Origin of the sequence: Paenibacillus sp. V4I3, assembly GCF_030817215.1 — a bacterium.
In the GTDB taxonomy this organism is placed as follows: Bacteria; Bacillota; Bacilli; order Paenibacillales; family NBRC-103111; genus Paenibacillus_E.
Window position 1 is genome coordinate 3495741 of record NZ_JAUSZA010000001.1, and the last position, 14102, is coordinate 3509842.

Genomic DNA, 14102 nt, shown 5'->3' on the forward strand with positions numbered 1-14102 from the left:
CGTAGAGTTCGATTTTCTGTTCGTAGTCTTGTTTCATTTTTGTGATACCTTTACGATCATCGACAAACAATTGCGAGAGGTTTTAAACCGCCTCTGATTTCCACCGGTTGAGGACATTGGTATGAATGCCTGCTTCAGCTGCGATCTGTGAAACTGATTTATCTTCCTTCAGAATTTCCAGTACCATTCGCGCTTTCTCTTTAGGGCTAAACTTTCTTCTGCTGGTTTTCATACAACTAAGAAACTCCTTTTTTGCTGTCTAGATTATATGTAGCATTATAGGATGTCGGCTTGAATTGATTAAGTAATTATAATTCGAGGTGTTTACTGTGGATTGGAAAGAGACTAATCACTTGGCTCAACTAACGGAGAATGAGGGAGTTCAATAAGTAATAAAAATGAAGCTGCCGGCAGATGGACCGGCAGTCTTCACTACGTTAATGGGTAAGATACATAAAAGTGATGTTAGCATTTGAAACATTGTACTTAATTTACATGTCTTCGGGAGTTTTTTTATCTATGGTAACCGGAGTTTTTGCGTCGTCCAACACTGCTGTTCAAGCAATGTGGAGAAAAGTCTCTTGGAATAAGTTAAGTCATCGATGGTTATAACCATTGTGGCTTAGCTTATTTTCGTTTGTCGATTCAATTGAAAGGGGATGATGTTAGCCAGATGCCAAAGGGTGCTAAACCGGCATCCTCCTTTTTTAGAGATTTTTTTTAAACTGCGCAGGTACCCCCGCATACATAGTCTTCGCAGGAATATCATTTTTTACAAATGCTCCACCTCCTATAACCGACCATGCTCCAATATTGATTTTTTCACGGATAGAGGAACCAATGCCAATGTATGCTCCTTCACCTATTGTGACATTACCCCCAATATTAACTCCGGGACCTATTGTTACATAGTTGGTGATGATATTATCATGGCTAATGTTTGAACTGCGATTAATGATAACAAAATTCCCTACTTGAACATTTGTGGTTAAAATGGTTCCTTCACAAATAATCGATCCAATTCCAAGTGTATTCCGCTTTGAAATATAAACAGAAGGATGCACTAAAGTATCAGCAATCTCAAAACCTGCATTCATGGTTTTGATGGCAAACCTTTTTTTTAGAGAGGGGTCTCCTACACCTGCACAAACAATTTTAATCTTGTCTCGAAGAGAATAAATATCATGAAGATCTCCTAAAACCGGTACACCATCTATCATTTTTCCCTTCATTTCCGATCTTTCATCAAGAAATCCTGCAACCTCATAATTTGAATTATCACATAGATGATTTACCTCGCGTGCATGCCCACCGCATCCCCAGATGACGATTTTTTTCATGGTTTCAATCCTTTGGCGAGAATTTGTGTTACTTGGGCAATATCACTTTCTTTCATTTCCTCCCATATAGGTAAACTCAGTATTCGTCCAGATAAATGATCAGTATTAGGCATTAATGTTCGTTGGAATGATGAGAAGAACTTCTGTTGATGACAAGTAGGGGAAAAATAGGTCCTTGCTTCTACATGATTGTCGGCCAGTAGTTTCACAAAATCTAAATTGCTTTGATCTTTAGGACAGAGAACAGGCAAAAATTGATAAGCAATTTCACCTTCTGTTTTTTGGAGCTCCCACTCTTCGTTTAACACAGGGATTCGTTGGAATTTGTCAAGGTACCATTGAAAAATTTGTTGTCTTAGTCGCCTTTTTTCGGGAAAGATATCCAGAGTTGCAAGAGCAATAGCTACGCTGTATTCTGATATTTTGCTATTAAGACCTTGTGAGATCGTTTCCCTAGCAGCCGAGAACCCAAAATTTCCTGCTCGTCGAATTTGACTGATCAGGTCTGTGTCACCACTATAGATTAAACCGCCTTCGCCAATTCCAAAGGATTTAGTAGCATGAAAGCTAAAAACGCTAAGACCTGGGAAATTATTACCAAATGCCCCGTTGCGCCCCGATGTTCCGAAACTAGGGGCAGCGTCAAAAACTACGGGCACACCCGACTCATGAATTTGCTTATAAAAGGCTAGGTTTACGTCTGTACCGAAGGTAGCATAGGGAACAACGACTGCCACTTTATCTCCCAACTTAGTTAATAAGTCTTCTAGAAGATTTTCGTCCATACACCAGTCGTCTTGTTTCACATCTACAAAATATGGTTCCAAACCACACCACATAGCTGCTAAAGGGGTGGCAGAAAAAGTAAAGCTGGGCATTAAGGCAAACCGCCCTTTAGGCCGTTTAATCTGATTTATAGCTAACATTAGTCCGATTGTAGCATTGTTGACCGTCAATGCCGCTCCGTTTCCTTCATAGTACTCGTGTAGAACCCGATTCTCGAAAAGCGTATTTAATGGACCGTAATTACTGTACCATCTGGATTTTTCAATTTGGGATAGATATTTAGTAAATGTGTCTTGTTTGACCAAGTTGGGCAGTAAAAACGGAATATTAATCATACAGATACTTTTCATCTCCTTTCATATTTCCACTTATTAACAGAATATGTGTTTACTCCTGGTGTGTTCTTGTTGGAAAAGTCTAATCGTTGATGTCCTTTAGAATAAATTTTATTTACATTTTCCGAAGGATTTTAGATGTCATACTCTGTACTCATAGAGCATACTTTTGATGATATTGACAGATGAAAGAAATAAATCGCGTCTTAAAGGAAGCAAATGGGAATTCTGCCGGAAACTTATCTAACAATACGTTTTTTGGAGATCGACAACAACTGTAGCGAACGGGCAATTAAGCCATTTGTCATCGGTCGGAAGAACTGGCTATTTGCTAATACGCCTCGATGTGCAAGGGCGAATAGTGTTATTTACAGTATGATCGAGACGGTAAAAGAGAATGGGCTGAATCCCTTCAAGTACTTGCTGTACCTGTTCGAACAACTCCCGCAGCTTCCCGATCCGAAAGATCCGGAAGCACTGGACAGCTTGCTGCCTTGGTCGCCGTCACTGCCATTGACTTGTCGTGTGTTCAAATCTTGATTAACATAGATTAGCCCTCAACTTGATAACAAGGTGGGGGCTGTTTGACGCTTACGTTTAAACAATTCAAATGTTTCAAACGATAGCCATATCTAAGTTTGGAAAAGAAGGGCACTTGTTTTAAGGTTTCCCTTCTTTTTTGCAACTTCATTAGTTAGTATCGGTTTCAATGTACCTTCGTGCCATAGTTCACCAGCATTTTTTGCTCCCGCCACGTTGCGTGGAGTAGGTGCTTTTTTATTTGTGAGAAAGTTGCCAATCTTGGAAAGTCCCCATCCCTGTCTATTCTGCTGGTAGCCCAAAACTAACAACGGATACTAGGTGGATTGCGCCGTTACAATTGTTGGAACCTCAACATAAATTATTAAATAGCAAACTCTTTTTAGAGATGAATAGTAATGACAGAGTCAGCAGCGTTTTAATAAGCGGAAACAGACAATTGAATCCCAGTACAAAAATAGTTGAGAGCAATTTGGTTGATGGAGGAAGCTTCAGTGAGAACGAGAAAGAAATTCGAGTAGAAAAAGGAGATGAATAGAGGTGTTCAAAGAAAATGATAATAAGAACTATAATACGTTTGTGAAAAAAGAATTGCCACAAAATAAAAACGTTCTTAATGACACAGAAAACAGTTCTTTTATTGGGGGGGAAGAAGGGTTTCTTATTAAATCGGATGGTAATATTGCCAAAGATGTAACCGGAACTGAGGTGGGACTTAATTTCTGGGATAAAAAAGTACTTTATATCCATCCCAACCATGAAGGGACCTATAAGGTTATCAGTCAAGGCATTATTGAGGGGCTTAGAAATTTGGTGCGTGAAGTATATACAGCCAAAACGGATCAAGATGTGGTCAACCTTGCAAATCAAATTAAGCCAGATCTTTTACTTGTACTACTCGGAGATACATTTCCAATTGATCAAGTGAATGCCATTAGGACAATGGGTATCAAAACAGCTGTTTGGTTTACGGATGACCCTTACTATACTGATGTCACAACAAAGATAGCCCTATATTATCAGTACATTTTTACCCAAGAGTTAAGCTGTGTATCTTATTATCAATTGTTAGGATCCCCTCAAGTTCACTATTTACCTCTCGCGGTCAATACAAAATATTTTTATTATCAAAAGGAATATAACTCGACTTCTATTGACGTTTGTTTTATGGGGGCGGGTTGGAACAACAGAATTACTTTATTTGACCAAATAGCTTCCTATCTATCAAATAAAAATACACTTATCGTTGGATCGCGTTGGGATCGAATGCGGAATTATCACTTACTCTCCGATAAAATCCGTTTTGGATTCCTATCGCCGGAAGAATCGGCTAACCTTATCAATCAATCTAAAATTGTAATTAACAACCATCGTTCATACGATGATAGTACGTTATTCAACCGTAACAGTAATAAACTACCAGCCGTTTCAATTAACCCGCGAACCTTTGAAATTTCCGCCTGCTGCGCATTTCAGCTTTCGGATGTTCGACAAGAATTACATCGTTATTATGAAGTAGGGAAGGAAATTGAAACCTACTCATCCCCTACGGAATTAATTGAAAAGATAGACTATTATTTAAACCATGAGGATGAGAGACATGAGATTGCACGAAGAGGACATAGCAAAACATTAATAAATCATACTTATACGAAAAGATTAGTAACTCTGTTGAAAGTGGTATTTGGATAATTCTAATTTTTGATTTAGGAGTTAGTCGCGGGTGAAATGAAACTAATATTAGACTGGATGTAAATCCCTGCTTACAATGAATAAATGCAACGTCGTCAAGGTGAACAAGGCCCACAATGCAGCCCAGGCATGGCTAGTTCAGGTGCAATAATCCCATTTGTATTCGGACTACCTATCGAACACGTTAACGATGAAGTATTAACCGGCATTGACAGGGGCGCAGCACTTGGATTTGGAGGTACATCTTGTGGGTTACCCGTTAAGTTGGTTTTCGTTCAAAACCGTAACAAACGCCGGGAATGGCTGGCGATTCTCAGTACCGACCTGACGGTAAGTGCAGACGAGGTTGTTCGAGTCTAAGGCATGCGCTGGAGCATCGAGACCTTTTTCAAATTCACCAAAAGCTATCTTAAGCTGGGCACTGAGTTTCGGGGCCGCCTCTTTTGTCATGCTCATTAGCCATATGACTATTGGTATTCAGCCGTTATCTAGTCATGGAGTTTGAGCATCGGCAAGAGAACGATGCCAAGTCGCTGGGCAGTCTTTTTTTCCTTTTTGCTGATGAGGTAAGGGAGACTTTGGATTACCAAACCGCGTTGCAGCAACTGATGACGTTGTTCCTGCAGATGGCCGGAGCCAAGACAAAACAGGAGAAGTCCGATGTATTTTGTCAACTCCGCGAGTGGATCGTCGGTTTACCCAGCTACATCAAGGGTTTGTTCAAAGATTTAAGCTGCGAAAGTTGAGTTAATAACATTTGCTTTGCTAAAGTTTTAAGGAATAAGCAGAAAATAAAAGCATTAACAGAAGACAAAAATAGCTACTGGAGACTAAACAAAATGACCCCGGTCCATAATACCAGAGTCATCTGTAGCTACTTAACCGATTAGGATTTTTTTAGTTTTTACTTTTTATTTCAATTTACGTATGAGGCGCAAACTATCGTAATCACAAACAAGTACATATTCTCTACTCTCACATAGTTCATCAACAGCTCTTCTAAGATCAGGATAAACAGTATAGTCATGAAACGCTATAAATCCTCCGCTGACAACTCTTGGAACATATAATTCTATATCTCTTTTTACGCCTAAATAACTATGGTCTCCATCTACAAAAAGGACAGATAAGGTCTCAGGACAATCCTGTATTGCATCATGGCTGAAATTTTTTATTGGTGATACATAGTTTGCAAGACGGAAGTTTAGAATATTATTCTGAAATTCATTAAAATAATCGGTATAATATCCATTAGAAATAAAAGGATCAATGGCAAAAATTGTTCGTTTCCTTTCACTTAACCACTTGCTGCCGAGACCTAATGCAACAGTACTCTTCCCTTTAAAGGAACCGATCTCAACAATTTCCCCATCTAAATGATCAACGAGAGCTGGCAAATGTAGTAGTGCAGTTTGCTCTGCAGTTGTCAACCACCCACTGACCGAATCAATGAACTGATACAATTGGCTGATTTGAAACTGATGTCCAGAAATTTTAGGTCACCTCTCAATAAAATCGTTATTTTCTAATGCTTTTTTTATTGCTTCCAAATATTGAAACTCATATTTTTTATCTGGTTCTAAATATGTTCCTTCGCCCCATTCATTCCAGGCATTAATAAACAAAAAGTCACTGTTTATTTCTAGAGATCTTTTTATTTGTTGTGTTAGATAAAAGGAAAATTTTTCGGGAGACGCGCCGGTGAAGATGAGGGGCCATTGACCTCCAACCCGGGCGGAGTTATCCCAATCGATGAAAGCTCCTAAATAAGTTTTAACACTTTCCTTGTCAGCCTTTCTTTCTAGTATACAGGACCAGTATTTATCGTAATCCATTAGATCAAATTTTTGCTTATAACCATCAACAGCTCTTCCACAATGGATACCGTTTGTTAAATACATTGTGTATCCTGGCTCAAACTCAATACGAGCATCGAAACCTTTAAGTTGAGGGTTGTTAAATCTATTTAAAGTTTGGACAAAATAGATTCCATCAAGCCCATTATCGACAGCTAATTTTTGCCAATACTCCAGCATTTCCTCGCATTCGGGAATATCGCTAGGACGATAAATAAGAAATAAAGGTTTGTTTTCTACTCTGATATACCTTTTATCTTTAAATGCTGTTAGGAGAAACTCGAAATGTTCTTTCCAATCTACTTTTTCTCCGTAATCTTGATCTACCAATACCTCATTACTTGAACCGGTCCATGTTTTTGTCCACGGGTCGTTTGCCCAGGAAAGACAGAAGGGGAAATCGGGCTCCCCTTTTTGAAGAACTGCATCTAATGGTTTATGAAGAAACCTTTTCCCCTTAAACCAGTAATGATAATAACAAAATCCGTAGATGCCATATTTTCTTGCAATTTGTGCTTGCCATTCCCTTGCAGATTCGTCTGTCAAATCATAGTAATAGTCTTGGTACGGCTCTTTCGGCTGATAATGTCCAGGAAATAGAGGCTTTGCTTTTCTGGTATTGGTCCATTCGGTAAATCCTTTTCCCCACCAATGATTATTTTCGTCGTTCTCATGAAATTGAGGCAAATAGAAAGCTATAAGTTTCAAAATCATCTCTCCTTTAAAAACTTTAGAAGGTAGGTTCTAAAGCGCACTAGATCATATACAAATAGTGTGTGTCCGACCATGGGCCATTGCTAATGATGTGCTATGGCAATTCCGGTGCTAAATCCATGACAAATATAGTATCGTTAAATGCCCATGACAAAACCATCATCTCCATCTTTTTTTTAATACGATATATATTATGTGCGTATTCCGGTAATGTTTGGACTCTCATTCCGGAAACAATTGGACAGTATTCCCTTCCAGTTCTCCCCCTTAAGAGGGCATCCACTTTAGCAAAGATTTCCCCTTCCTCTCTCGCGAATGTCTTTCGGGACACCGACTGAATGGAGTATAGCAACTTAGGGTACAAGCGAGTCCAGAGGACATTGACTATACAGCGCTCCGTGAATTGGATCACAACTTGATCCGCCAGCTCTTGACCGGGCAATGGCTGACGTCCCACCACAATCTCCTGGGTTAATCCGATGAAATTCTAGGGAGTGCATTTTATGTCAGCGAAAAAAGGTCAGAAGTTTAATCACTATCCGGAGTCCCTTAAAGTAGAGGCAGATCGATTGCATGTGGATGAGGGATGGAGCTACAGCAAGATTACAGAACACTTGGAGATTCATGATAAGAATCCTATTAGGGTGTGGATGTAGAAATATCGTGAACAAGGGCAAGCAGCATTGAAGAATCGACGTGGAGACCCCTATCTAGCTGAAACTGAGCAGGAACGTGAGCTCAAACGTCTTTACATGTAGGTAGACGTCTTAAAAAAGCGAAGACTAAACAAGCTGACACCGGTAGAATACCAGCGCCAGCTTGTTGCCAAGGTCTTTTTCAAATTCTATCAAATGGGGTCTAGACCAATATATATATAGTGCTTTTTAAAATCTTATTTTATGTTTGCTAGGTGAATGTTATCTCTATGACGGTACCTATATGGCTGGATCAAATCCAAGATTTAATATCAAGTCATTTTTAAAAGAGAATGATATTAACATCCATACAACCTTATATCCAGGTGGTGGTCGGGATCCTTCCACTTCTGATGAATTTCTCCTTATAGCAGTTCAAAATTGAAAACAGTATTTACGAACATAAATGAAGTATTAAATGTTATTCCGAATAGCATTTATTTTCCGGTAGACAGATTTCTATTCTTATTTTCCAAAATCTAAATCTAAACCAATACAATTAACTTTTTCTGCTCATCGTGCCGAACGTAAAGGGTTTCCATTATTGGCCCAAACATTAATCAACCTGATGAACATTTTCATCTAAATATTATAGGCGACTGGCAGAATGATCTCCATTTAATAACAAATAAAAATTATACTTTTTTTGGTCTTCTAAACCCCGAAAGAATAAAAATTTTGTATTTATTGTGGTACTCAAGATCAGTTTGCACTTGAGGGGTTTCCAACAACAGCAGCAGTTGATTTGTGTCTTAGTTTCCACCAACCCTAAAACATTAATATCGCTTTTCAATTATTATTTGATGGATGAATCCTATTAAAGGGATAGGAACTCGCAATCTATTAAAAATGCCGTTTTTTTATTACTTAGGGCAAATACTCAATCATTCACATTAAATTAGAATACGATAGAGGAACAAAGGAAGCATGCCCCTTTATTTTGATTCTGTATTTTAGTTCTAGTATCATTCTTGATCCCTGACTCAAAACACACTCTTGTTAGCAACTCTAGTTAATTTTTAATTCTAGGATACTATTATTCTATTTAATAGGTATGATACGAGTGTGAATTATGAATAAAGGAGGTATCAATTAAATGGCAGTTCTTTCCACCGGACCTATTGAAAATAATCCTGTTGATGGGGTCAGACCCACCCAACAGGTCACAATTAAAATGGTTAACCGAGATTCTGTCAATTCTTCCACTGTTTTAATTCAGGGATACTTTTTAAACGGCTCCAGAACATTGTATGTACTAGAAGAAGTTTCATTAGGTCCCAATGAAGTTGTTACAAGAAATCATTTTGCAAACTTCGATGCATTTGAATTCGTTTTTACCACAAGCGGGCCAGCAGAAGAAAGTACTGAAATTTCAGTTTGGGGAAGAAATGGGTCTGGAGAATTTATAAGCTCACAGCGTCTTGTATCAGATGAGCAACTTGAGTAATAAAATCCACGGCTGTACCAGGATAAACTCATAATCATTTTACAGGGATTGAAATAAGATATAGGGAACAAGTGCTTGGAAATCCTTTGTTCACGCTGCTTTTTACCACAAAAATATGTCTTCATTATCAATTGTATGACGTTAATGCTATTTAACACTTAGTTAGAAAGGAGGTATCAACTAAATGGCAGTATTATCAACCGGGCCAATTGCAAATAACCCTGTTAGTGGGGTCAGACCCACCCAACAGGTCACAATTAAAATGGTTAACCGAGATTCTGTCAATTCTTCTACTGTTTTTATAGAGGGGTTTTATTTAAACGGTACCAGAACATTGTATGTAGCAGAAGTGGTAGCATTAATCCCCAATGAAGTTGCGACGAGAAATTATTTTGCAAACTTCGATGCATTTGAATTCGTTTTTACCATAAGCGGCCCAGCAGAAGAAGTTACTGAAGTTTCAGTTTGGGGAAAAACTGCATCTGGACAATTGGTACCTGCCCATCGTCTCGTATCGGATGAACTTTTAGGAACAGAACCACCTGGACCTACTGGACCACAAGGCGACGAAGGACCACAAGGTGACCAAGGACCACAAGGTACTACTGGAGCACAAGGTGTTCAAGGGCCACAAGGTGTTCAAGGGCCACAAGGTGTTCAAGGGCCACAAGGTGTTCAAGGACCACAAGGTGTTCAAGGACCACAAGGTGTTCAAGGACCACAAGGTGTTCAAGGACCACAAGGTGTTCAAGGGTCACAAGGTGTTCAAGGGCCACAAGGTGTTCAAGGACCACAAGGTGTTCAAGGGCCACAAGGTGTTCAAGGGCCACAAGGTGTTCAAGGACCACAAGGTGTTCAAGGACCACAAGGTGATCAAGGACCACAAGGTGTTCAAGGACCACAAGGTGTTCAAGGACCACAAGGTGTTCAAGGACCACAAGGTGTTCAAGGGCCACAAGGTGTTCAAGGGCCACAAGGTGTTCAAGGACCACAAGGTGATCAAGGACCACAAGGTGTTCAAGGACCACAAGGTGATCAAGGACAACAAGGTGATCAAGGACCACAAGGTGACCAAGGACCACAAGGTGATCAAGGACCACAAGGTGACCAAGGACCACAAGGTGATCAAGGACCACAAGGTGATCAAGGACCACAAGGTGATCAAGGACCACAAGGTGATCAAGGACCACAAGGTGACCAAGGACCACAAGGTGATCAAGGACCACAAGGTGATCAAGGACCACAAGGTGATCAAGGACCACAAGGTGATCAAGGACCACAAGGTGATCAAGGACCACAAGGTGATCAAGGACCACAAGGTGATCAAGGACCACAAGGTGATCAAGGACCACAAGGTGACCAAGGACCACAAGGTGATCAAGGACCACAAGGTGACCAAGGACCACAAGGTGATCAAGGACCACAAGGTGATCAAGGACCACAAGGTGATCAAGGACCACAAGGTGACCAAGGACCACAAGGTGACCAAGGACCACAAGGTGACCAAGGGCCACAAGGTGATCAAGGACCACAAGGTGATCAAGGACCACAAGGTGATCAAGGACCACAAGGTGATCAAGGACCACAAGGTGATCAAGGACCACAAGGTGATCAAGGACCACAAGGTGATCAAGGACCACAAGGTGATCAAGGACCACAAGGTGATCAAGGACCACAAGGTGATCAAGGACCACAAGGTGATCAAGGACCACAAGGTGATCAAGGACCACAAGGTGATCAAGGACCACAAGGTGATCAAGGACCACAAGGTGATCAAGGACCACAAGGTGATCAAGGACCACAAGGTGATCAAGGACCACAAGGTGATCAAGGACCACAAGGTGATCAAGGACCACAAGGTGACCAAGGACCACAAGGTGATCAAGGACCACAAGGTGACCAAGGACCACAAGGTGATCAAGGACCACAAGGTGATCAAGGACCACAAGGTGATCAAGGACCACAAGGTGATCAAGGACCACAAGGTGATCAAGGACCACAAGGTGACCAAGGACCACAAGGTGATCAAGGACCACAAGGTGATCAAGGACCACAAGGTGATCAAGGACCACAAGGTGACCAAGGACCACAAGGTGATCAAGGACCACAAGGTGATCAAGGACCACAAGGTGATCAAGGACCATAAGGTGACCAAGGACCACAAGGTGATCAAGGACCACAAGGTGATCAAGGACCACAAGGTGATCAAGGACCACAAGGTGATCAAGGACCACAAGGTGACCAAGGACCACAAGGTGATCAAGGACCACAAGGTGACCAAGGACCACAAGGTGATCAAGGACCACAAGGTGATCAAGGACCACCACCACCACCATAATAACCACAAAGTGACGTTCTATAAACCAAATAAAAAGAAAGCACTTATTAGGAAAGTATTGGATTTAATATTTCACACATTAATGCTGATTCAAAGGTCGTTTCATTATGACTTTTGGATCAGCATTTTTATTATTTTATAGGGGATTTATATTATAAAGTTTTAAGAATTTTCCATATGTTTTGCTAAGGTATAAAAAAGGACTTCACCCCTAATTTTGTAGAATTTTTCGAAGTGATATTTCAACAGAGGAATGTGTATAACAGTTGAACTTTTATGTATAGCTGTTTTTAATACCTACAAACAAGGGATTTTGGACATAAAAAAGGGACTTCACCCGCTTAATCTAAGACCCTATCAAAGAACTGAGAAGTCGTTCACCCCGAGGTGCACACGGACATTGCAGAGAAGGAATTCTTCGAGCGCTACTGGCCGCACCACTTGAGCATATTGATACATTTACCAGTTTGCATCATCGACTAGAAATGGATTCTAGCTTCCGCTATCAATGTGGACTCTGACTGGATCGAGAAGCTCCTTCGATATCGACATTGAGCCGCGTTTTTGCAGAGTTAACTAAAAAGAGTTTGGCAAAGCGTCTCTTCGAAAAGCTCGTCACACGCTGCCATCCATGCTTACGAGAAGAAGCAACCCAAACGTAAAAGCGAGCAGACCGGAAATGCGAACTGGGGCGCGAAATACGACTCGTTCGGCAACAAGATTACCTGGTTTGGTTACAAGCTCCATCTCGCTGTCGATACGAAAAGTGAGCTTCCTCTAGCGAATGATGGAGAAAAGGCGCCTGATTTGATCGAGCAAGTAGCAACTCGGACGAACACGCGGTTCTTTATTTTGGATGCCGGGTATGACCAGATGAAAGTCTACGAGGCAGCTCAAAACGTGTAGGCACAAGCGATTATTCCGCTCAACCTCTGAGGCGAGAAACAACCTCCTGCTGGGATGATGTCGAACTGAACCCCCTGCTGTTCGATGGGTTTCACGATGATCTAATGGGAAGCAGACGGTGATTATCTGAAGTTCCGTTGCCCGCATGCGATGGGTAAGGTCGATTGCCCACTTGGTGGGATGGTAGCTTGCTCATCTTCCAATATTTGAACGCGATTGTGCTGCTCGTATCTGCGCTTTCTATGGCTCAACAGAATAACCAGATCGCTGTTTTAATTCCGAATGTCTGAAATTCTGCAGGTCTGCCCATTTTTCGAACTTCGCTACAAAGTAGTTGTTACCACTGCGTTCAAACGAGAGTATCTACCCGTCTTTTAATCTGTTATGGAATTATGCAAAATGCTCAATTGATAAAAGGGAACCGAAACAAAAAAATGTGGTTATGAACTCTAATATATCAGGTTCCGAATTTAATGATTGTTTTGCGAATCATGTAGTATTCAAACCTACAGTGGTAAGGGACTTCCCCTTCTTTTGCAGGGTTATCCAACTTCGCCAGCCAACACGGTTAATACCGCCTGTTCCGGGGGTTGCTTTCCAGTCCTCCGCACCCTGCCTCACGGCCAGAGCACTACTGGTCAGCTATGCGCTTCCGCCACCTTCCGGTGCGTTCGGGACTCTCACCCGTTAGTACGATGCGCTGCCAAGCGCACAAAAAACCTTTCCGGGTTAGCGGAAAGGTTTTACGAAGTTATACTTTTGCATGCGCTCGGCTCGCATTATTTCATCATGAATAAATCTTGCGTCATTGTAAATACGCTGCCGATCCAGCCGAGTACGCCTTGCGGATAGAAACCCATCACGAGCATCACCGCCGTGCACAGCCACAGCGTAATGCCGAGCGGCGTGCTTACCCTTATTTCGGCACCTTCGTAGTCGCTGCGCATGAACATTTGCCGGTTGAAGCCGAAGTAGTAATAATACGAGACGACGCTTGTGCCGATCATAATGCCCGCCAGCCAGTAATGCTGCGTCTGGATCGAACCGAGCAATATGTGCAGCTTCCCGAAAAATCCGCCCGTTACCGGCAGGCCGGCCAACGACAGCACGAGAATGACGGCGGCCGCCGCCGTCCACGGAGCGCGGAAGTAGAGTCCCGCGAAGCCGTGCAAATCGCCGTCGGCGATATGGTGCACACCGATCAGCGGAAGCTCCAGCGAGAATGCGAGCGTTGTGGAACGCCCCGGCAGACCACGGAGTCGTAAACGCCTCCTGTTCGATGCGCAAATGGCGGGAATATCTTCTATTTTCATCAGGCGAAACGCAATATGCCCGACTCCCTGATCGGGATGCTCCGCTCGCTGTTCCAACAAATGAGTCATCTGGATTGTATGCTCTTATGATTCAGCCTCAAATACCACATTCGAAAGTTGTTTCAATCTATGCGGATACG

Annotated in this window: 11 protein-coding genes and 4 pseudogenes; 8 read left to right on the forward strand and 7 right to left on the reverse strand. The window is 41.7% G+C overall.

The genetic code is table 11. The annotated features are described in order from the left end of the window. Positions 1–82: 82 nt before the first annotated feature. The 3 genes from QFZ77_RS16125 to QFZ77_RS16135 form a co-directional block, all read right to left on the reverse strand. Entirely contained in the window at positions 83–232 is a 150-nt protein-coding gene (locus tag QFZ77_RS16125; protein WP_307441000.1) for a transposase, read from the reverse strand. A gap of 475 nt (positions 233–707) precedes the next feature. Beyond that, the gene (locus tag QFZ77_RS16130; RefSeq protein ID WP_307441001.1) at positions 708–1340 is read right to left on the reverse strand and encodes an acetyltransferase; all 633 of its coding nucleotides are present in this window, start codon (positions 1338–1340) and stop codon (positions 708–710) included. Continuing rightward, complete coding sequence (locus tag QFZ77_RS16135) at positions 1337–2461, reverse strand: DegT/DnrJ/EryC1/StrS family aminotransferase (RefSeq protein ID WP_307441002.1); 1125 nt, start codon at positions 2459–2461, stop codon at positions 1337–1339. Before QFZ77_RS16135 ends, QFZ77_RS16130 begins: the two co-directional genes overlap by 4 nt. Before the next feature lie 240 nt (positions 2462–2701). On the opposite strand from QFZ77_RS16135, the pseudogene QFZ77_RS16140 reads away from it, so the two are divergent. The 3 genes and pseudogenes from QFZ77_RS16140 to QFZ77_RS16150 form a co-directional block, all read left to right on the forward strand. Then, positions 2702–3001, forward strand: a pseudogene (locus QFZ77_RS16140) (transposase domain-containing protein); the annotation flags it as partial. A 540-nt stretch (positions 3002–3541) separates the two neighbouring features. Beyond that, the gene (locus tag QFZ77_RS16145; protein ID WP_307441003.1) at positions 3542–4693 is read left to right on the forward strand and encodes a CgeB family protein; all 1152 of its coding nucleotides are present in this window, start codon (positions 3542–3544) and stop codon (positions 4691–4693) included. 240 nt (positions 4694–4933) lie between these two features. Beyond that, a pseudogene (locus QFZ77_RS16150) lies at positions 4934–5439 on the forward strand (IS4 family transposase); the annotation flags it as partial. Between the two features lie 165 nt (positions 5440–5604). Here QFZ77_RS16150 and QFZ77_RS16155 read toward each other — a convergent pair. The 3 genes from QFZ77_RS16155 to QFZ77_RS16165 form a co-directional block, all read right to left on the reverse strand. After that, on the reverse strand, positions 5605–6123 hold the full coding sequence (locus tag QFZ77_RS16155) for a class I SAM-dependent methyltransferase (RefSeq protein WP_307441004.1): 519 nt from the start codon (positions 6121–6123) through the stop codon (positions 5605–5607). 69 nt (positions 6124–6192) lie between these two features. Next, positions 6193–7257: a glycosyltransferase WbsX family protein gene (locus QFZ77_RS16160; protein ID WP_307441005.1), complete on the reverse strand. Its 1065-nt coding sequence runs from the start codon at positions 7255–7257 to the stop codon at positions 6193–6195. 100 nt (positions 7258–7357) lie between these two features. After that, the gene (locus tag QFZ77_RS16165; RefSeq protein WP_307441006.1) at positions 7358–7720 is read right to left on the reverse strand and encodes a hypothetical protein; all 363 of its coding nucleotides are present in this window, start codon (positions 7718–7720) and stop codon (positions 7358–7360) included. Positions 7721–7766: 46 nt separating this feature from the next. Between QFZ77_RS16165 and QFZ77_RS16170 the strand changes: the two genes are divergently transcribed. The 5 genes and pseudogenes from QFZ77_RS16170 to QFZ77_RS38160 form a co-directional block, all read left to right on the forward strand. After that, on the forward strand, positions 7767–7919 hold the full coding sequence (locus tag QFZ77_RS16170) for a transposase (RefSeq protein ID WP_307441007.1): 153 nt from the start codon (positions 7767–7769) through the stop codon (positions 7917–7919). Positions 7920–9054: 1135 nt separating this feature from the next. Next, entirely contained in the window at positions 9055–9405 is a 351-nt protein-coding gene (locus QFZ77_RS16175; RefSeq protein ID WP_307441009.1) for a hypothetical protein, read from the forward strand. A 538-nt stretch (positions 9406–9943) separates the two neighbouring features. Next, positions 9944–11548 (forward strand): annotated as a pseudogene (locus QFZ77_RS16180) (collagen-like domain-containing protein); the annotation flags it as partial. Beyond that, complete coding sequence (locus tag QFZ77_RS37830) at positions 11535–11885, forward strand: hypothetical protein (protein ID WP_373462610.1); 351 nt, start codon at positions 11535–11537, stop codon at positions 11883–11885. The pseudogene QFZ77_RS16180 and the gene QFZ77_RS37830, both read left to right, overlap by 14 nt. 198 nt (positions 11886–12083) lie before the next feature. Further along, positions 12084–12853 (forward strand): annotated as a pseudogene (locus QFZ77_RS38160) (transposase); the annotation flags it as partial. Positions 12854–13428: 575 nt separating this feature from the next. Here QFZ77_RS38160 and QFZ77_RS16190 read toward each other — a convergent pair. Next, complete coding sequence (locus tag QFZ77_RS16190; protein WP_307441011.1) at positions 13429–14031, reverse strand: proton-conducting transporter transmembrane domain-containing protein; 603 nt, start codon at positions 14029–14031, stop codon at positions 13429–13431. Between the last annotated feature and the right edge of the window lie 71 nt (positions 14032–14102).